This is a genomic window from Nocardia grenadensis, assembly GCF_050942415.1.
Classification (GTDB): domain Bacteria; phylum Actinomycetota; class Actinomycetes; order Mycobacteriales; family Mycobacteriaceae; genus Nocardia; species Nocardia grenadensis.
In genome coordinates this window covers 2,904,018-2,922,293 of record NZ_CP192054.1, presented here as the reverse complement: position 1 = coordinate 2,922,293, position 18,276 = coordinate 2,904,018, and the positions used below count along the sequence as shown (strand labels likewise).

The following is an 18,276-nucleotide window of genomic DNA, read 5'->3' as shown; positions in this document are numbered from 1 at the left end:
GTCAGCCCATGATCGCGTTCATGATCGTCCCGGCGCTCGTCGCCACCACACCGCCGGCCATGGCGCCGGCGATCTGTTTGGGCGCCGTCAGCGCACCGCCGTTCCACTTCTCCCAGGCGAACTTGCCGCCGCCGAAGACTATCGAAGTGACACCGGACAACAGGACGAACCAGGTGAGGTACCTGGTCATCTGGATGATCTTGTCCGACAGCGGGGGTGCTTCCGGACTCGGATCACCCAGCTGGGCGAGTACGGCGTAGTGGTCGTGCAGTGCCGGAAGGCCATCGTGCAGTGCAGTGAGGATCGTGCTCATCTGGTCGTGCCCCTCTCGGATGCCGGTACATGCGGTGGCGGCGAATGCCGATTCCGTAAAGCCGAACCCGACCGGTTATTGAAGCGCAAATCGGGGCGCGATGGGGTGAGACTCACCGGTTTTTTCTGGTCGGGCCGGTGAGCGGCGGCGTGTCGTATGCGCGACACGCGCGTCCTGGAGGTTCCCGCTATCGATCGGCATCCAATTCCGCGGATCGACCGGGCGGCTCCGCGCGGGTCACCGAGCTGTCACAACACGGCCTCGACACGCCCGCTGTCCGGCGTGCTCCGCCGCGGCGGCGAGCGGCGGACGATCCGCGCGGGCCGGACGGACCGGATCAGGGCCGGGCGGCCGTCCGCACACCGAGCAGTCCCATGAGATCGGAGGTCCGGGCGGCGGCGACCTGCCGCTGGGACAGCCCGAGGCCGTACGCCTTCTCCACCAGCACGACGATCGACAGGATCGTCAACGAATCCACGTCGAGATCGTCCAAGGCGGCCTCGGGCGGGATCTCGTCGAACTCCAGATCGCAATGGGTGTGCAGGAATTCCGCGACATGGTCCCGGATCGGCACGGTATCGGGCATCACGATCGACCTTGCCACTGTCCGGCACCGGCGCACCGAGCGAACGGCGCCGTCCGCTCGGCCTCCGCAGCACGGACTCCGGATACGACATCGGGATGTGCGGTACCGTAACGGGTTTCGTCGCGCAGATGTCCGGACACCGAACACGGCCGGATGACTACCAGGTGAGTACCGGTTTGATCACCGTGCCCTCGTGCTGCGCGGCGAGGGCCTTGTCGATCTCGGTGTAGGGGAAACGGGTCACCAGCCGGTCCACCGGAAGCAGCCCGCGGGTGTGCAGATCGAGCAGGTGCGGGATGAAGGTGGCCGGTTCGGCATCGCCTTCGAGGCAACCGCGAACCGTTTTGCCGCTCAACACCAGATCGCGCACATCGATCTGCGGGACACCCGCGCCCAGCCCGACCGCGACCACGGTGGCGCCGGTGCCCAGCGCCGCGAAGGCCGCGGCCAGTACTTTCGGCGACCCGGTGGTATCCAGGGCGTGCGTCGCACCGCCCCCGGTGATTTCCCCGATCACGGCGACCGTATCGGCCGCCCCTGGATCCAGTACCTCGTCGGCCCCCAGGTCGCGGGCCAGCTCCCGGCGGGCCGCCGCCGTCTCCACCACCACGGTGCGGACCCCGGGCACCGTGCGGGCGGCCAGTAGCGCCGCCGACCCCACCGCGCCGGCACCGTAGATCGCCAGCCAGGCCCCCGATTCCGGCCGCAACGCGTTCAACACCGCGCCCGCGCCGGTCTGGAAGCCGCAGCCGAACGAGGCGGCGACGGCCGGATCGGCCGCCGGGTCGACGACGATCGTATTGTCCGCGGTGGCCAGCGCGTAGCCGGCGAAACTGGATTGACCGAAGAAACCGTCCCGGACCGGCAGGCCCGCGACCGTGACCCGCGGGGAGCGGTCCGGTCGGCGACCGAAGTGATTGAGCGCGGTGGAATTCCGGCAGTAGGCCGGCCGCCCGGCCGCGCAGTTCGGGCAGGCACCGCAGTGCCGGAAGGTGAGGACCACGTGGTCGCCCGGCGCCACCGAAGTCACCGCCGACCCGACCGATTCGACGGTCCCGGCGCCCTCGTGGCCGAGCAGGACCGGCCGGTCCGGTTTACCCAGCACCCGATTCGCCAGGTCGGTGTGACAGATACCAGCGGCGGCGATTCGCACCAGGATCTCGTCGTCGCGGGGCTCGTCGAGGTCCACCGTTTCCACCGAGAACGGTGCCGCCGGATCGCGGGACAGGACCGCCGTCGTCTGCATCGCTACACCCGTTCCAGCAGGAAGTAGAAGAACTGGCCGTCGGCGAGCACCAGTTCCGGGCGTCCGTTCATGATGCCCATCAGTGTGGTGTCGTCGAGCCATTTGAAGTGGTCGAAGACGGCGCGGCCGTCGTAGACCATCGTGGCGGTCACCTCACCCCGGAATTCGATATTCCACAGTGTCGCCTCGCCTTGGCCGAGTTCGACATTGGAGAAGAGAGTGCCGTCCTCGGCGCGGCAGATGAGCGGTTTGGCATCGCCGAGCGCGTGGAAGGTCTTGCCATACCAGCGGCTCTTGGCCAGCGCCCGGCACAGCGGATGCCCGGTCTGGAAGGCGCCACCGCGCCACTCGCCGAGGATCTCTTCGGCGCGGGCGGGCCGCAACCGTGCCCAGAGATCGTCGAGCTCCGCCACCGAAACGCCTTCGGTGAGCTCCCGCAGTCGCTGCCACCGTGGTTTCTCCGCGCTCATATCTGTCCCATCGACGGGTTCGGCGAACCATCTGGTTCGGCAACGACGATAGTTCCGAACCATCCGGTTCGGCAAGATAGGATTCGGGGTATGCGCGCGGCAGGCCAGGCAACCCGGGACCGGATTCTCGCTGCCGCCACAGCGGAATTCGCCGAGTACGGCACGGCCGGTGCCCGGATCAATCGCATCGCCGCGGCCGCGCACGCCAGCAAGGACCGCCTCTACGCCTACTTCCCCGGCAAATCCGAGCTCTATGCCGCGGTCACCGAGCGATGGACCCGGCAGACCACGACCGAGACCGCGCTGCGGGCCGACGATATCCCCGGCTATGTGGGGCGCCTCTTCGACCATTTCCTGGCCCACCCGGAGAATGCCCGGCTCCAGGCCTGGGCCGAGTTGGAGCCCGCCGACGAGCACATCGACCGGGTGCTGCGCCGGACCATCGATCCCAAGCTCGCCGAGATCCGCCGCGGGCAGCGGGAGGGTCTGGTCACCACCGATATCGCGGCACCCATGCTCCTGCGCATGCTCACCGACCTCGCCCGCAGCACCGCCGTGCACGCGGGCCCCGGGCCGGCCGCCCGGATCGCCACCCAGCGATCCGCCGTGGTGCTCGCGGCCCAGCGTCTGGTCGGACGGTTCCCGGCGGAACCACCGGCCCCCCGCCCTGACTGCGATCAGGCCGTGCCGGCCGGACCACCACCGGCGGGGGCGTCGCCGTAGACCACCAGCCAGATGGAGCGGCCCAGCGCGGCCGCCAGTTCCGCGTCACCGATCCCGGTCGGCACCGCGAACGCGGTGGTGATGGAGCGTTCCACCATGGCGGCCAGCACCAGCGCGGTCGCCGCGGGTTCCAGTTCGGGCGCGACGCGACCGGCCGCACGATCTGTTTCCAGGCGGGCGCGGACCAGGTCGACGAAGGTAGCCACCCGGGCCCGCCAATAGGCGCCGACATCCCGGTCGTAGGCCGCGACCTCACTCAGAGCCAACAGCAGATAGCGGTGGCGGCGGAACCCGGCGATCATCGCGCTCATCGCCCGCCGCACCCCCGCCTCCCGCTCGGTGTGCTCGGCACCCCACCACCGCTCGGCGGCCTCGAACAGATCGGCCGTGGCCAGGTCGGCGGTCCGGATCAACAGCTGGCTCTTGTCCGGGAAGTACCGGTAGAAAGTGGAGCGTGCCATCCGCGCGGTGGCGGCGATCTTCTGTACCGCGATCTCGGTGAACGGAGTGCCGTCGGCCAGCAGATCCTCGACTGCCCGGAGGACCCGCTGTTCGAACTCGGCCCGGCGGTCCTCGTCCGATTTCCGGGCGGACCGCGGGGTCCGGGTCAGCGAGGGCATCCGGCACTCCCCGGCCCGAGCGCACGGTGCAGTGGATATCGGCTCGCAAAGTCCATGGCAGACATTGTGCCCGCCTTTGTCCACGCCGGTCGGTTCCCCGCCGGCGCACCCCTCGGGTTCCGCCGCGAGCCCCGAGGCAGTCGACGCGATCCGGCGCAGCGCCGGAAAACTGTGCGGGACAGTGCCGATCGGATAGTTGACAATCACGCCGACGCACCGCACCATCAATCGGACATACTGTCCGAGACTCGATGACCGAGGACGGTTACCGTGGCCGAGTCCCCCAGCGCGGTCGAGCAGGCCGATACCGTGGTCGTCGGCGCCCGGTGTGCCGGTTCCGCCACCGCGGCCACTCTCGCCCGAGCGGGCCGCCGGGTCGTCGCACTGGACAGCTCGCGCTTTCCCTCCGACACCTTGTCCACCCATCTGCTGTGGCCCGCCGGAGTCGCCGAATTGTCCCGGCTGGACGCACTCGACGCCGTCGAGAAACTGGGCGCGCCACGACTCACCCGGGCCTACGCCGCCGCGGCGGAGTATGCGATCGCCAGCAGGTTCCCGCAGGTCGACGGGATCGACTACACCCTGTGCGTACGCCGCACCGGCCTCGACCACGCGCTGGTGCGCACCGCCCGCGCGGCCGGGGCCGAAATCCGCGAGAAATGTCGGGTGACCGAACTCGTCTGGGACGGTCGGCGCTGTGCCGGTGTGCGCTATATCGACCCCAACGGCCGGCTCGTCGAGATCCGCGCCGCCCTGGTGGTCGGCGCCGACGGCCGCCGGAGCACCGTGGCGAAACTGGCCGGGGCACCGACTCCGTACGAATCCACGCCCAGCGGGCGCGACTGCTATTTCGCCTACTGGCGCGACCCCTCTGGCGACCGGCGCGATATCGCCGCACAGTGGCGGGTGGGCGCCGATCTCGGCACCGCCTTCCCCTGCGACGACGGGTTGCTGTTGAGCCTGGTCCAGCCGCCGGCCGCAGCGGGCCCGCCGCGCCCCGGCGACGCCGAGGAGCGCTATACCGCCGCGCTCGACCGCATCCCGCCGCTGCGGGAGCGGCTGCGCGATTGCGAAAGAGTGGGCCGGGTACGGTCGGCCACCGATATCGCCTCCTATTTCCGCCGTTCCAGCGGGCCGGGCTGGACGCTCCCCGGTGACTCCGGTCATTTCAAGGACCCCGTCACCGCTCAGGGCATCCGCGACGCCCTGCACTACGGACGCCTGCTGGCCGAAGCCGTCGCACCGGTTCTCGACGACCCCGTCCGGCTGGACCGCGCCGTCGCCGCATGGGAGCGCCGGCGGGTACGCGAATGCCGGGAGATCTATCACTGGACCAACCGGCTCGCCCGCGGCACCGCGATGAGCCCGCTCGAAGTCGAGCTGTACCGCGCCGCGACCGAGGATCCGACCCTGGCGGCGATCACCCTCGGCATCTTCTCCCGCACCCGGCGGCCCGCCGAGCTCTACACCCCGGCGCGCATGGCCCGCCTCGCCGCCGGGGCGCTGTGGCACCACCGCGGCGATCCGAGACCCGCGCTCGCCGATATCGCGCACGAAATCCGTTCCGTTGCGGACGAATTCCACACTTCCTTCACCACATTGCACGGCGCCCCGCCCGCCGTGCCCCCGCCGTCCCCCGGTACCGCCACCGCCTGACCAGGAGTTCACCATGTCGGATCAGCTGCCGAAGAAGTCAGCCTCGATCGACCGCCGCACCGCCCTGCGCGGTGCCCTCGCCGGCGCCGCGATCCTCGCGGCGGGATCGGCGACCGGCGGCACCGCGCGCGCTGCCGCCCCCCGGGGCCGGACTCCGGGCCTACGCACGGGCGGAAAAGAGGTCGCCGTCTTCGGCGGCGGCATGGCCGGTCTGTCCGCCGCGCATGAGCTCGCCGAACGTGGTTTCAAGGTGACCGTCTACGAACCCGCTTTCCTCGGCGGCAAGGCACGCAGTATGCCGGTCCCCGGCACCGGAGCCGACGGGCGGGCGGATCTGCCCGGCGAACACGGCTTCCGCTTCTTTCCCGGCTGCTATCAGCACATTCCCGACACCATGCGTCGTATTCCGTTCCCCGGTAATCCGAACGGTGTACTCGACAATCTGATCCGCGTCGAGGGGACGGTGGCGGGATTCCGCGACAGACCACCGATCTTCGCGCCGGTGGAGGTGGGTGCGCTCGACCAGCTCACCCCGGAACGCCTGCAGAACAGCATTATCAGCGCGTTCGGATTCATTCCGGAACTGCCGTCACACGAATTGGCCTTCTTCGCCAAACAGATGCTCATGTGGTTCACCTCCAGCACCGAGCGCCGGTTCGGGCAGTGGGAGTTTTCGACCTGGGAACAGATCATGCGCGCCGACGGCAAATCGCCGGCCTACCGGTCCTACCTGGTCAACGCGCTCACCCGGATCACCGTCGCGGCGAAACCGCATCTCAGTTCGGCGCGCACCATCGGCACCATCGGGGAAGCCCTGGTCCTGGCGGGAACGGGCCTCGTCCCCGAATTCTCCGGTGGTGTGGACCGGATCCTGAACCGCCCGACCAATGCGGCCTGGATCGATCCGTGGGCGACCCATCTGCGCAGCCGAGGTGTGCAGTTCGTCATGGGGCCGCGCGCGAGCCGGCTGAACTACGGCAACGGCCGGATCGAGTCGGTCACCGTCACCGACGGCGGCGGCGCGAATACCGTGGTCGCCGATCACTACGTCTGCGCCATGCCGATCGAGAAGACCGTCCCCTTGCTCGACGATGCGATTCTGTCCGCCGATCCCCGGCTGGCCGGTATGCGCGAACTGCTCACCGATTGGATGGTCGGTATCCAGTTCTATCTGCGCCGACCCACCGATATTCCGGAGGGCCATATCGCGGCGCTGGGATCACCGTGGGCGCTGACCGCGCTGCGACAGGCGCCGATGTGGGTCGGGGATTTCGCTGCCCAGTACGGCGACGGTTCGGTCGCCGAATGCTTCTCGGTGGATATCTCCGATTGGGATACCCCCGGAATTCTCCATCACCGGCCCGCGAAACAGTGCAGCGCGCCGGAAATCGCGAACGAGGTCTGGGCGCAGCTGAAATTGTGGCTGAATACCGGCACCGGGTGGTTGCGCGACGAGGATCTCCACTCCTGGCATCTCGATCCGGGGGTCCGCTGGTCCGGCGGCACTCCCCACAACGAAACCCCGTTGCTGGTCAATACCGTCGGTTCCTACGAGCACCGGCCGACCGCGCACTGCGCCATCCCGAATCTGTTCTTCGGCGGCGATCATGTGCGCAGCAATATCGATCTGGCGACCATGGAGGGCGCCAACGAATCCGGCCGGTCGGCAGCCAATGCGATCATCGACGCCGCGGACGATCCCGCGCCGCACGCACCGGTGTTCCCGCTGGTCGCGCCGCCTGCCTTCGACGCGGCGAAAAAGATCGACGCCGACCGGTTCCGGGCTGGGCTCCCCCACATCCTGGACGTGTAGTGGGGAGGCGTGCGGGTAGCACAGCGGCGTCGTACCACCCGCACGCCCTGTCCGGACAGCGAAATCTCCGCCGCCGCCGGACTCCCACGGAGCGCCGTGGATGGCGCCGGATGATGCGCGGCGCGGCCGAAGTCACGGCAGCGCCGATTCGCACAAAGCATTGTCGGCTCGATCTTGTTCCGTGAGAATGGGTTCCGAGCCGAGATCCGGCTTCTTGGGGACCGTCGGCGCCGCGGCGCCGGCAGAACAATTGGGGAACACCATGAGAATCAAGCAACTCGCCGCCACCGCGCTGATCTCGATCGGCGCCCTCGGAGTCGCCGCGGGGACGGCGCAGGCGCAGCCCGTGGCCACCGAGGTCGCCGTACGCGGCGCCGAGCAGGGGATCGGCTACGTCGTGGCGCCGAACGAGGCCGGCACCGCGATCGTCACGACTCTCGACGCCGGCAGCTTCGCGCTCACCGCCGACGGCGCGGCCGTCACCCTGTCGGATCCGGCCGGCCGCGTACTGACCACGCTGCCGCTGGGCGTCGCGGCCGCCGGGCAGACCGCGCCGCTGGCATCGGCCATCTCGGCCGATGGTCGCACCCTCACGCTCACACCGGATGTGTCCACGCCGGCGGGACAGCACGTGGCCCAGCTCGTGGCCGACCCGGATACCGAGTCCCGCAAACTGCACAATGCCGGGATCGGCGCCTTGATCGGTGGCGGGATCGGTGCCGTACTCGGCTTCTTCCTGGGCGGCGTGGGCGCCCTGATCACCATTCCGATCGGTGCGGGGGTCGGTGCGCTGATCGGCTACTCCACTCCGTGATCGACGAACTCGGCTGCGGCCCACCGGCACCGGTGGGCCGGGCCGGGTTCGCCAGCGGCTCGGGCGCACCGAAATCCTTGCGCCAGAACGAATACTCACCCTACGGTCCCGGCCCGAACAGGCGCCGTGAGGCCGTTTTTGTCGGACCCCCCACGTAAAATCATGCAGGTAGGACACAGTCGGAGGGGTGGTGTTCGGCCGGCGGACCGGTCGCACCGCAAGCCTCTCCGACGCTTCGGAACCGGGGGTTCTGTGATGAGTGAAATCGGACAGGAACGATTGCTGCCGCCGCGTCAGCACGGGACGTCGTGGCGCGAATCGGAATACCGGGCCATCGCCGCGGAACTGCGGGCGGGTAAGGGGTTGCCCGAGATCGCCGCGGAACTCGGGCGGACGCCGTCGGCCGTCCAGGCGGCACTGCGCAACTTCGTTCCACCGGAGGAGAAGGTACGCGCGAACGACCGGGCCGGCTGGATCCAGGACCGGATGGCGACCGATCCGCAGTGGGATTGGTGGGCAGTGGTACTGGACCATCATCGGCACGGTCCGTCCGCGCTCTGGCTCACCGAACACGAGCACACCGCGCGTGGCGCCTGGCGTGACCGCACACCCATGCCGGTGCTTGCCCAGCGGCTCGATACCGCCGAAATCGAGGTGGCCGCCTTCCTGCGCGCGCTCGGGCTGGCGGAGAACCTGGCCGAGGTCGCCGATCGGCTCGGCGCGACGCCGGGCCAGGCGCTGGCCAAACGCGTGAACGCGGCCCGCGATCAGGAACAATCCGCCGCCTGGATCCTGGTGGTGGACGGTGCCGCGGGCACCGTGAAACCGCGCAGCGCACCGGTACGTCGGCATGTTTCGGTGCACGAGAACCGGGCCGCCGCCGAAGCGGGCCGGGATCGGGTGCTGCGCTGGCACCGCCGGACCGCGGGGGACAGCACCACACCCGTCTGGTGGACGATCGCCCAGCGCGGCGTCGGCGACTCCGCCGGCCGCACCTACTGCGGCGTTTTCACGCCGCGCCTGATCGACAGCGGGGTCCGCGCCGACGCACTCGCGGTCAGGGACCGCATTCTGATCGCCGGACCGGACGGTAATCCGCAGGAAGCCCTGGTCGAATCGATTGCTCAGCGCGGTGACGTCGTCGTCGCCGATCTCGGGCCCGTCGGCGATTCGCGGGTCCACCAGGTGATCGAATTCGATGCCGGGGAGCGGGTGGAGGTGCTCACCGCCGGGGAATGACGGTGCGGTGATGCCCGGCCGCCTCCGCGCGGCCGGGCATCACCGCGGAGGCGACCACAATGGCCACGGCCATGACGGCCACCGCCACGAACACCAGGTGCACCCCCTCGGCCAGCGCCGTCGGCGAGGGGGTGCCGGTATCGCCCACCCGGGAATTCACGAGTGCGCCGAACACGGCCACACCCACGGCACTGCCGATGGACCGGGCGAACATATTGACCGAGGTCACCACGCCACGTTCGCCCCAGGTGGCGCTGGTCTGCGCGGCGATCAAGGTCGGGCTCGCCACCAGCCCCATACCGAGGCCGATGACGAAACAGGTGGCCGCGACCTGTGCGATGGACGTCGTGGGCCCGATGAACAGGGTACCGACGGCACCGACCGTGGCCGTGGCCCCGCCGATGAGTGCGGTGCTCCGGAAGCCGATGCGCAGATATACCCGGCCGGACTGGGATGCCGAGACTGGCCAGCCCAGGGTCAGCGCGCCGACCGTCAGCCCGCCCACCACCGCACCGGCACCCAGCACCCCCTGGGTGAAGGTCGGCACATAGGACGTCAGACCGAGCAGCAGCGCACCCACCAGGGCGGAGATCGTCGAACTGGCGATCACCACGCGCCGGGTGAAAAGCCACAGTGGCAGCACCGGATCGGCGGCCCGGCGTTCCACGAGGACGAACAACACCAGCACCGCGGCGCCACCGGCGAAGACCGCGATACTGATGGGGGCATCCCAGGCCCAGGCACGGCCGCCCTCGAGCAACCCGAGAATCAGCGCACCCGCTCCGGAGGTCAGCAGCAGCGCCCCGGCGTAGTCCACCCGCCGGCGCTGACGGGCCGGGGTTTCGGTGAAGTGGCGCAGCAGCATCCATCCGGCCCATGCCGACAACGGCAGATTGATCAGGAAGATCCACCGCCAGCCGACGTACTCGGCGAAGACGCCACCCAGCAGCGGACCCGAGACCGAGGAGAAGGCCCAGACACCCGCGAGATAGCCCTGCACCTTGGCGCGCTCGGCCAGGGTGTACAGATCACCGGCGATGGTCATGGTCATGGGCTGGATGGCCCCCGCGCCGATACCCTGCACGGCCCGGAACACGATCAACCACAGCATGCTGCCCGCGAGCCCGCACAGCAGCGAGCCGACCGCGAAGACAGCGATGCCGAACAGGATCACCGGTTTACGGCCCACCGTATCGGCGATCTTGCCGTACACCGGCACCGTGACGGCCTGGGCGAGCAGATAGACGGAGAACAACCACGGGAACTGCGCGAAACCGCCCAGGCTCTCGGTGATGGTGAGCACCGCGGTCGCGATGATGGTGGAATCGAGGGCGATCAGACCGGTGGCCAGCATGAGCGATCCGAGGATCGCGCCACGTTCGGAGCGGAGCCCCACATCGGTTCGCGCCGTCTCCGCCACCACTGCCGCACCCTCTTTCTCCGGACCGGACACCTCAACACGATCGCCGGGCCACCGTATTCCCCCGACCGTCGTAGGCGCCGCCGCATTTCCACATGGTGAGACGGAAACGTTCCTTTGTGCAGCGGAGCAACACTGGTTCCCGCGCCGCTGTGACCCGCACAGAGCAGCTGTGGCGCAGCGGGATCGGTGGATAGCATCCGCGTCATGGGTGCACTTCTACGCTCGCGCCGCCGGGACGTTTCCTCCCGCCTTCTGCTCGGTGGGCCGGCCGCCGCCGTCGCGATCCTCACGGCCGGCTGCGGAGGCGCGGCCGAGCCCACGGACCCCGCGGCGATCTTCGATCCGTGTGGTCTCCCCGCCGGTCTCCTCACCGAATCGGGGTTCGCGCCTGGTTCGATCCGGCGCGATGTGGCCACGGAACCGGGCTGGGCGGGCTGCGGCTGGAGCAGCGAGCGGGCCGCGCTGCGTGTGCTGTTCTCCGCCGACGGTTCGCCGGACGAGGTCGCCGGTGACGGCGACACCCGTACCGAGGTCACTCTGGTGGACCGCACCGGCCGGCCACTGCACACCGGCGCCGCCGATACCGCGGCGACGTGCACCGTCGCCCTGCCCACCGCCGACGGCGGCGTGGTGCGGGTACGGGTCGACAGCGCCCCGGGCGCCACCGAGAACGCCTGTACCCGAGCCGAGCGCGCGGCAAGTACTCTCGCACCCGCGTTTCCGGTCTGATCAGCGGATTCGACCATAACTCGCACCACTGTGACCGGTCACAAGCTCGACGGGCGGTGCCTGCACGGTCGTCCAGTCGAGTTCGCAAAGCCACCCGGGATACGACACATGATCATTACTGTGGAGCCGCAGTCTCGCCCAGGGGTAGAAGGAGTCAGCAGCATGACCGTCGACACGACCAGAACGAAGCTGACCCTATCCGGCCAGCCCATGTCCGCCCCGCTACAGGATGTGCGCACACTGTCCCGCCATATGGTGGGCCATTTCGTGGAGAACGTGGTCCCCTGCGGCACGCTGCCGGGAGACGCCATCCACGGCGATGTCACCACCATCACCCGGACCTGCCTCGAGCTCGCGGTCAGTATGCTCGACGGTAAGGACATTCCGGAGAAGACCCGGCGGCTGGAGAACGCCGCCGCCGGCTGGGCACGCGAAGGCGTTCCGATCGACACCATCCACCATGCCGTGCACGAGGGTTTCCGGCTCGGCCTGGACCTGGTGGTGTCCCATGCGACCGTCACCGACTATTCGGCGCTGGTCGACGGGGCCAAACTGGTCGTCGAGATGCTGGACAAGATGACCGTCTGTATCTCCATGGCCTACGTCCGCGAACTGCGGTCGGTGGTGAGCGAGCACCACACCGCCGTGCACACCCTGACCTCCGCGCTGCTGGGCGGGCACGGCACCTCCACCATGGCCCGCGAATGCGGGATCGAGATCGCCCCCGCCTACACCGTGCTGGCGATGGCCATTCCGGCCCATCCGGACGAAGCGGTCCCGGCGCTGGACGGCAAGGTGGTCGCGCGCCGCAAACTGCGCCGGGTCCAGGCCGAACTGGCGACCCGCTGCGAGGATTCGGCGCTGTCGCTGCTGAGCGTCGACGGCGGCACCGTCCTGCTACCCGCCGATATTCTGACCGGCGAGCAACTCGACGAACTGGTCGCGCAGCTGTCGCGGGCCGCCCAGGTGCCGGTCAGCGCCGCGGTGGTGGAGGCCCCCACCGCGGAGGTGCCGTCGGCGGCGGATCAGGCCCACGAACTGCTGGATATGGTCCAGCGGCTCGACTGTGTGCCCGGACTGTACCGGTTCGATGATATGGCGCTGGAATATCAGCTGACCCGGCCCGGGCCCGGCCGCGAATACCTCGGCTCGCTGCTGGATCCGCTCGACGATCATCCGGAACTGCTGGAAACCCTGCAGCGCCATATCAGCAACAACCTGAACCGACAGCGGACCGCGCGCCTCATGCACATCCACACCAACACCATCGATTATCGGCTCAAACGGGTCGCCCAGCTCACCGGCTTCGATCCCACGCAGCCGTCCGGCCTGTGGTACCTGCGGTCCGCGCTGGTCGCGCGCAGTTACCGGGCGAGCTGACCCTTCACGCCGGCCCCGGGCGACTGCGCACCTGCGCCACATAGGCGCGCGACACCGCCGCGGTCAACGTATCGAGCACATCGATCACGAAACCTCCGTCCACGCGCTCGGCCGAATTACGCAGGCCCAGACCGCTTTTCACCCCTTGGTGCAGGGCGTGCTGAATCATCTCCAGCGGCACCTCCTCGCGCGCCCAGCGCGCGGCGGCCACCTCGAGCCGGGCGAGTACCTGACGTCCGGACGGATCCGAATCGTCGAGCAGGGCCAGCGCCATGCCCAGCCCCACCCGAAAGGCCGTTTCGAAATCCGGTCCGGGCCGTTCGCGCGCCGCCGGGCCGGACGACCAGATCCGCATCAGCTCCACCGGATCCGGCACCTCGAAGGTCTGCCCGGGCTCCTCAGGCTCGCGGTCGTACTGCTCACCCGTGCACATCCGTGCTCCCTCCACCAGCGACCGGCAACCGATATGGACAAACGTATAGTTACCCGCCCTTCTCCGGCAGACACATCGCTCGGACTTCGGTCCACCTCGGAACTCGGGTCGGCAAAGATAGTGAGACGTCCCATCAACAGATACTTCGTTTTCGTGCCCGCGCCCACCGGCACCGCCCGATCACCGGGCCCTACCCGCGACGCGCGCCCCGCCGCGTTCCCCAGTTAAGGTGCGGCGGTGGATACCGGTGATCTGATAGACCGCAGCAGTTCCATCGCGGAGCGGCTCACGACGACCCAGGCGGCGCCGCCGTCGTGGCTGGTACTCGCCACCGCCGTGGCGGCACTGGTACTGGTGGCCTACGGCCCGCTGTGGCGGATCACCCGCAATGTGGTCACCATCGCACACGAGGGCGGGCACGCACTGGTGGCGTTGCTGAGCGGACGCCGGCTCAATGCCATCACCCTGCATTCGGACACATCGGGACTCACCGTGTCCAGCGGAAAACCCTACGGGCTCGGCATGATCCTGACCGCACTGGCCGGCTACCCGGCCCCACCCCTGGTGGGGCTGGGGTTCGCCGCACTGCTGGGCGCCGGGCGCATCACCCTCATGCTGTGGATCGCGATCGCCGCGCTGGCCGTGATGCTCGTGATGGTCCGGAATGTGTACGGCGTCGTCTCCGTGGTGAGCACCGGCGCACTGGTTTTCGCGGTGTCGTGGTTCGGCTCGGACGCGCTGCAGGCCGGCTTCGCCTACCTCGCGACGTGGCTGCTGTTACTGGCCGGCAGCCGCCCGGTACTGGAACTGCAGCGCACCCGCTCACGGATGCGCGACGGCACCACCGACGCCGATCAACTGGCCCGGCTCACCCGGTTGCCGGGCCTGCTCTGGGTGGTCGTCTTCCTGGCCGTCGCCCTCGGCGCACTCGTGGCCGGAGCGGGCCTGCTGCTGTCGGCGACCGCGGGAATCTGCCTGCCGATCCCCAACGGCGCGGACTGCCCGGCGAACTAGAACCCGCCGGGCCGCGCTCAGCCGGGACTCTCGGCCGCGGCGAGTTCCTTCTTCCAGACCCGGAAGCTCTCCTCGGTCCGCCCCCGGCGCCAATACCCGGAAATGGAAGCGAACTCCGCGGAGACGCCCCGTTCCTTGCGGATGTAGGGGCGCAGATTGTGCATCACGGCCTGCGCCTCCCCGTGGATGAAGACCTGTACCCGGCCCGGCAGCCACGACGCTGCCCGGACCGCGCCGATCAGGGGTGCGTTGTCACCGGCGCGGTCGTCGCCGACCTCGTGCGCGGCGCCGCCGCGATGTACCCAGGTGACGTCCACCAGCGCCTTGGTGGTCAGGGTGATCTCGTCGGCAGGGTCGGCGATCTCGATGAACACCTTCGCGGGCACCCCCTCGGGCAGCGCCTCCACGGCGGCGGAAATGGCGGGCAGGGCAGCCTCATCACCGGCGAGCAGATGCCAGTCGGCGTCCGCGCGCGGTGCGTAGGCCCCGCCGGGCCCGAAGAACGTGACCTGCTCGCCGGGCTGTACCGCGGCGGCCCACGGGCCCGCGATCCCCTCGTCGCCGTGCACCACGAAGTCGATGGCGATTTCGCGGGCCGCGGTATCCACCGAACGGACCGTGTATGTGCGCATCACCTCGCCGTCGGGGCGGTCGAACAGCAGTTTCACATACGCGTCGGTGAACTCGCCGGCATCGAAATCGTCGAATCCGGGATCACCCAGATACACCCGCACGATATGGGGGCCGAGCCACTCCGTCCGGGCGACGGTCATGGTCGTGCGCTTTCTGGCCATCCGGCCTCCTTCATTAATTAGGCTTACCTAAGCGAACGTACCAGCCGGATCCGCCCGGTTGTGTAGCGTCCGTCTCGTCCTGACCGAAATATCCGGCAAGGAACCGTTTTTGGGTTAACCTCACACAAATCTCCGGACGAAGGCACCACATCATGACCGCGGCAACCGTCATCCGCCCCCTGGCGCCCAGCGAACAGATCTTCGCATTCAGCGAGGTTTTCGTCGGATACTGTGCCCGAATGTCCGGGCGGATCGATCTCAGCGCGCTGGCCGCCGCCTTCGAATTCCTGGTCACGGCCCATCCCATCCTCGGCGCGCAGCTCGCGCCCACCGAGCCGGTCGGGCACACCCTGGTCACCTCCGGCCCGCCCGAGGTCGTGCTGACCGTCGCCGACGGCGATCCCGAACAGTTGCTCACCGGCGCCGACCCGGATCAGCGACGAGCCCTGGGCACACTGCACGTGGTGCGGTCGGCGGATATCGCGAGCGTCACCCTGCTGGTCCACCACAGCATTGCCGACGCCACCCATGCCCTGCACCTGCTCGAGCAGCTGTGGCACTGCTATGTGGCCGCCGCGGCCGGACGGGCGCCCACGCTCCCGCCCAGCCGGCAGCCGATGCCGGTGGAGGATCTACTCGCCCGCCGGGGCATCGTGCGCCGGCCCGTCCCGGGCGGTACCGAGCCGCCACGCGTCGCACCACCGCTGCCCCCGGGGCATGCGCTCGACGCGAACGAACACCCGTACCCGCCCCTGGTCACCCACCGCTGCCGGCTGAGCCGGGAGCAGACCGGCGCGCTCGTCGCGTACGGGCACCGGGTGGGGGTGACGGTGCACAGCCTGGTGGCGGCCGCCCTGCTGCTCACCGAATCCGAGGCCCGGCAGCTGCCGGTCGACGAACTGCTGTGTTCGTACTCGGTGGATCTACGCCGCCGGGTCCGGCCCTCTATCGGCCCGATCGAGGGTACGAATGTCCTGGGCTTCGCCGGTTACCGGCCCGGTCCCGGCACCGAGGCCACGCTCCCGGCCCTGGCACGCGGAGTGTTCCACGCCCTGCGCGCCGACCTGGCCTCCGGCCATATCCAGCAGACCCCGCTCCAACTCCCCGACACCCTGGCCGCACCACCGGCCAACCCGTTCGACACGGTGATGACCACGAACTGGGGTCGATTACCCCGGCTGTCGGTGCCCACGCTCCGGATCCACGATTTCCGCACCACCATGATCGCCAAACCCGATCCGACCGGCCGCCGCCCCCCACAGGCCGGTGGCGGTACCAGCATCATCACCACCTACGACGACCGTCTCAGCGTCGAGATCCACCATCCGCCCGAGTTCACGCCGGTGCAGACACCCCGGGTCGAACGGCTGGAGAATCTGCTCACCCACCTCTGACACCGCCGAGCCGGCCGCTGCGATCGTCCCGGTGCGTCACCATCGGGCGAGCCGCGGCGCGGAACCGCTGACTCGGGCACTGCCCTCCGGCGTACATAGGCCGGGTATTCGGCAGGGGCGGTTCAGACTCCCTGGAGCGAGGCGAGCTCGAGCACCGTGATATCCGACGGGGCCGCCGCCCGCACCGGCGGACCCCAGGCTCCCGCACCGCGGGTCACATACAGCGCGGTCGCTCCGTACAGTTCCAGCCCGGCGACGGTCGGGTTGGGCAGCCGCGCGATCAGGGGCCCCGGCCACAGCTGTCCCCCATGGGTGTGCCCGGACAATTGCAGGTCGACCCCGTAAGCCACGGACTCGTGGACCACGACCGGCTGATGGGCCAGCAGTACACAGGCCCGGCGGATGTCCCGGCCGTCCAGTGCCGCCGCGAAATCGGGCCCCCGGCCGATACCGGTGCCCCGCGGATCGTCGACCCCGGCGAGATCGAAGTCCGGCAGCGACACCCGATCGTTGAGCAGTACCTTCATCCCCAGTTCACCGGCTCGGGCGAGCCACGCATCGGCGTCGGAGAAGTATTCGTGGTTGCCCGGTACGTAATAGGCGCCCAGTGGCGCGGTGAGGCCGGCCAGCGGCTCGGTTTCGGCCCGCAGATCGTCCACCGTGCCGTCGGCGAGATCGCCGACGACGGCAATGAGGTCCGGGCGGGTGTCGTTCACCGTGCGCACCACCTGTTCGCAGAACGCGCGGCCCAACGCCGGGCCCAGATGCAGATCGCTGACCAGGGCGATCCGCAGGCCGTGGGCCTGCGCGGGCAGTTTCGCCAGCGGTACGGTCACCCGCCGCACCATCGGTCCGTTCAGGACTCCGTAGGTACCGGTCCCCACGATCGCGCCGGCCGCGATCACGGTGGCCCCGGCGGCCAGCCGGGAGACCAGCAGTCGTCGCGACAGCGTGCGCGATACCGGGGGCGGCGGCGCGCCGGATACCGCGGCGCCGGGGTCCGGGCCGGCGGGGGCCGCCGGGCCGGGGAGGCCGGGCCGGGGCGCGCTCGCCCCGGACGCTACTCCCACCGCGGCGCCCACCGGCTGCGCTGTCACCCCCGATTCGACGACTCCGGACGCCGGGGTTTCGCTCCCGCCGGCCGGTGCGGCGGTGCCGGCGTCGCGCCGGACCAGGCCCCGCAGCAGCAGCGGCCGCACGACCTCCCCGGCCAGCACGCCGAGCAGCAGATAGAGGAAGAGCGCCGCCCACAGGAATCCGGGCCAGGTCAGCCAGCGCCAGTCGGCCCGGTCCACCTCCGCGAACATCACCGCGAAGGCACCACACATCGCGATCGCGCCGGTCCCGAGGACGATACCGCCGGGTATCCGCCAGCGGGATCCGTCCCGCGTGGTGTCGCGAACGAGCCGCCGCCACAGATACCAGTGCAGGCCGGCGATCAACCACGCCACGGCCAGTCCGGTGAGCACGGAAACTACTACCACGGAGGATGCCTCTCCCGACCGATTGATTGTGCGGCTGATGAATCTACCCTTCGCCGCCCGGCCCGCCGTGGCCCCCGCACCCGTTCCCCTGCCCGCCGGCGGCACGCGCGCCCACGTGACCCCTCCGGCAACCATGGATAACTCC

18 protein-coding genes are annotated in these 18,276 nt (G+C 69.6%); 9 read left to right on the top strand and 9 right to left on the bottom strand.

Going from position 1 to position 18,276, the window contains the following annotated elements:
* Position 1: 1 nt before the first annotated feature.
* From ACQPYS_RS13290 to ACQPYS_RS13275, 4 genes are all read right to left on the bottom strand, one after another.
* A complete protein-coding gene (locus tag ACQPYS_RS13290) occupies positions 2–313 on the bottom strand; it encodes a hypothetical protein (RefSeq protein WP_063034285.1) in 312 nt (103 codons plus the stop codon).
* 337 nt (positions 314–650) lie between these two features.
* Complete coding sequence (locus ACQPYS_RS13285; protein WP_431938351.1) at positions 651–899, bottom strand: phosphopantetheine-binding protein; 249 nt, start codon at positions 897–899, stop codon at positions 651–653.
* 157 nt (positions 900–1,056) lie between these two features.
* The gene (locus ACQPYS_RS13280; protein ID WP_063034283.1) at positions 1,057–2,145 is read right to left on the bottom strand and encodes an NAD(P)-dependent alcohol dehydrogenase; all 1,089 of its coding nucleotides are present in this window, start codon (positions 2,143–2,145) and stop codon (positions 1,057–1,059) included.
* Between the two features lie 2 nt (positions 2,146–2,147).
* Positions 2,148–2,615, bottom strand: coding sequence for a DUF4334 domain-containing protein (locus ACQPYS_RS13275; RefSeq protein WP_063034282.1), 468 nt, complete (start codon positions 2,613–2,615; stop codon positions 2,148–2,150).
* A gap of 90 nt (positions 2,616–2,705) precedes the next feature.
* Here ACQPYS_RS13275 and ACQPYS_RS13270 point away from each other — a divergent pair, with 90 nt between their 5' ends.
* Positions 2,706–3,338, top strand: coding sequence for a TetR family transcriptional regulator (locus ACQPYS_RS13270; protein WP_433492774.1), 633 nt, complete (start codon positions 2,706–2,708; stop codon positions 3,336–3,338).
* Here ACQPYS_RS13270 and ACQPYS_RS13265 read toward each other — a convergent pair.
* Positions 3,293–3,958 (bottom strand): TetR/AcrR family transcriptional regulator, encoded by a 666-nt coding sequence (locus tag ACQPYS_RS13265; protein WP_063034280.1) that lies wholly within the window; start codon positions 3,956–3,958, stop codon positions 3,293–3,295. The genes ACQPYS_RS13270 and ACQPYS_RS13265 overlap by 46 nt on opposite strands.
* A gap of 270 nt (positions 3,959–4,228) precedes the next feature.
* On the opposite strand from ACQPYS_RS13265, the gene ACQPYS_RS13260 reads away from it, so the two are divergent.
* The 4 genes from ACQPYS_RS13260 (at position 4,229) to ACQPYS_RS13245 (ending at position 9,480) form a co-directional block, all read left to right on the top strand.
* The gene (locus tag ACQPYS_RS13260) at positions 4,229–5,614 is read left to right on the top strand and encodes an NAD(P)/FAD-dependent oxidoreductase (RefSeq protein ID WP_433492773.1); all 1,386 of its coding nucleotides are present in this window, start codon (positions 4,229–4,231) and stop codon (positions 5,612–5,614) included.
* A gap of 13 nt (positions 5,615–5,627) precedes the next feature.
* Positions 5,628–7,427, top strand: coding sequence for a hydroxysqualene dehydroxylase (locus ACQPYS_RS13255; protein WP_433492772.1), 1,800 nt, complete (start codon positions 5,628–5,630; stop codon positions 7,425–7,427).
* 262 nt (positions 7,428–7,689) lie between these two features.
* Positions 7,690–8,241: a hypothetical protein gene (locus ACQPYS_RS13250; RefSeq protein ID WP_433492771.1), complete on the top strand. Its 552-nt coding sequence runs from the start codon at positions 7,690–7,692 to the stop codon at positions 8,239–8,241.
* Positions 8,242–8,496: 255 nt separating this feature from the next.
* On the top strand, positions 8,497–9,480 hold the full coding sequence (locus tag ACQPYS_RS13245; protein ID WP_433492770.1) for a hypothetical protein: 984 nt from the start codon (positions 8,497–8,499) through the stop codon (positions 9,478–9,480).
* Here ACQPYS_RS13245 and ACQPYS_RS13240 read toward each other — a convergent pair.
* A complete protein-coding gene (locus ACQPYS_RS13240) occupies positions 9,464–10,903 on the bottom strand; it encodes an MDR family MFS transporter (protein ID WP_433493039.1) in 1,440 nt (479 codons plus the stop codon). The two genes, ACQPYS_RS13245 and ACQPYS_RS13240, sit on opposite strands and share 17 nt — an antisense overlap.
* A gap of 204 nt (positions 10,904–11,107) precedes the next feature.
* Here ACQPYS_RS13240 and ACQPYS_RS13235 point away from each other — a divergent pair, with 204 nt between their 5' ends.
* Positions 11,108–11,632: a DUF3558 family protein gene (locus tag ACQPYS_RS13235; RefSeq protein ID WP_433492769.1), complete on the top strand. Its 525-nt coding sequence runs from the start codon at positions 11,108–11,110 to the stop codon at positions 11,630–11,632.
* Between the two features lie 162 nt (positions 11,633–11,794).
* Complete coding sequence (locus ACQPYS_RS13230) at positions 11,795–13,012, top strand: PucR family transcriptional regulator (protein WP_063034274.1); 1,218 nt, start codon at positions 11,795–11,797, stop codon at positions 13,010–13,012.
* Positions 13,013–13,016: 4 nt separating this feature from the next.
* Here ACQPYS_RS13230 and ACQPYS_RS13225 read toward each other — a convergent pair whose 3' ends face one another.
* Positions 13,017–13,445 carry a hypothetical protein gene (locus ACQPYS_RS13225; RefSeq protein ID WP_433492768.1) on the bottom strand — a complete coding sequence of 143 codons (429 nt, stop codon included), beginning with the start codon at positions 13,443–13,445 and terminating at the stop codon, positions 13,017–13,019.
* A 237-nt stretch (positions 13,446–13,682) separates the two neighbouring features.
* Here ACQPYS_RS13225 and ACQPYS_RS13220 point away from each other — a divergent pair, with 237 nt between their 5' ends.
* A complete protein-coding gene (locus ACQPYS_RS13220) occupies positions 13,683–14,459 on the top strand; it encodes a M50 family metallopeptidase (protein ID WP_433492767.1) in 777 nt (258 codons plus the stop codon).
* A gap of 17 nt (positions 14,460–14,476) precedes the next feature.
* Here the strand turns inward: ACQPYS_RS13220 and ACQPYS_RS13215 are convergent, their stop codons facing one another.
* Positions 14,477–15,253, bottom strand: a complete 777-nt coding sequence (locus ACQPYS_RS13215) for a siderophore-interacting protein (protein WP_431938362.1) — start codon at positions 15,251–15,253, stop codon at positions 14,477–14,479.
* A 152-nt stretch (positions 15,254–15,405) separates the two neighbouring features.
* Between ACQPYS_RS13215 and ACQPYS_RS13210 the strand changes: the two genes are divergently transcribed.
* Entirely contained in the window at positions 15,406–16,647 is a 1,242-nt protein-coding gene (locus ACQPYS_RS13210; protein ID WP_433492766.1) for a phthiocerol/phthiodiolone dimycocerosyl transferase family protein, read from the top strand.
* 122 nt (positions 16,648–16,769) lie between these two features.
* Here ACQPYS_RS13210 and ACQPYS_RS13205 read toward each other — a convergent pair whose 3' ends face one another.
* Entirely contained in the window at positions 16,770–18,131 is a 1,362-nt protein-coding gene (locus ACQPYS_RS13205; protein WP_433492765.1) for a metallophosphoesterase, read from the bottom strand.
* Positions 18,132–18,276: the final 145 nt, after the last annotated feature.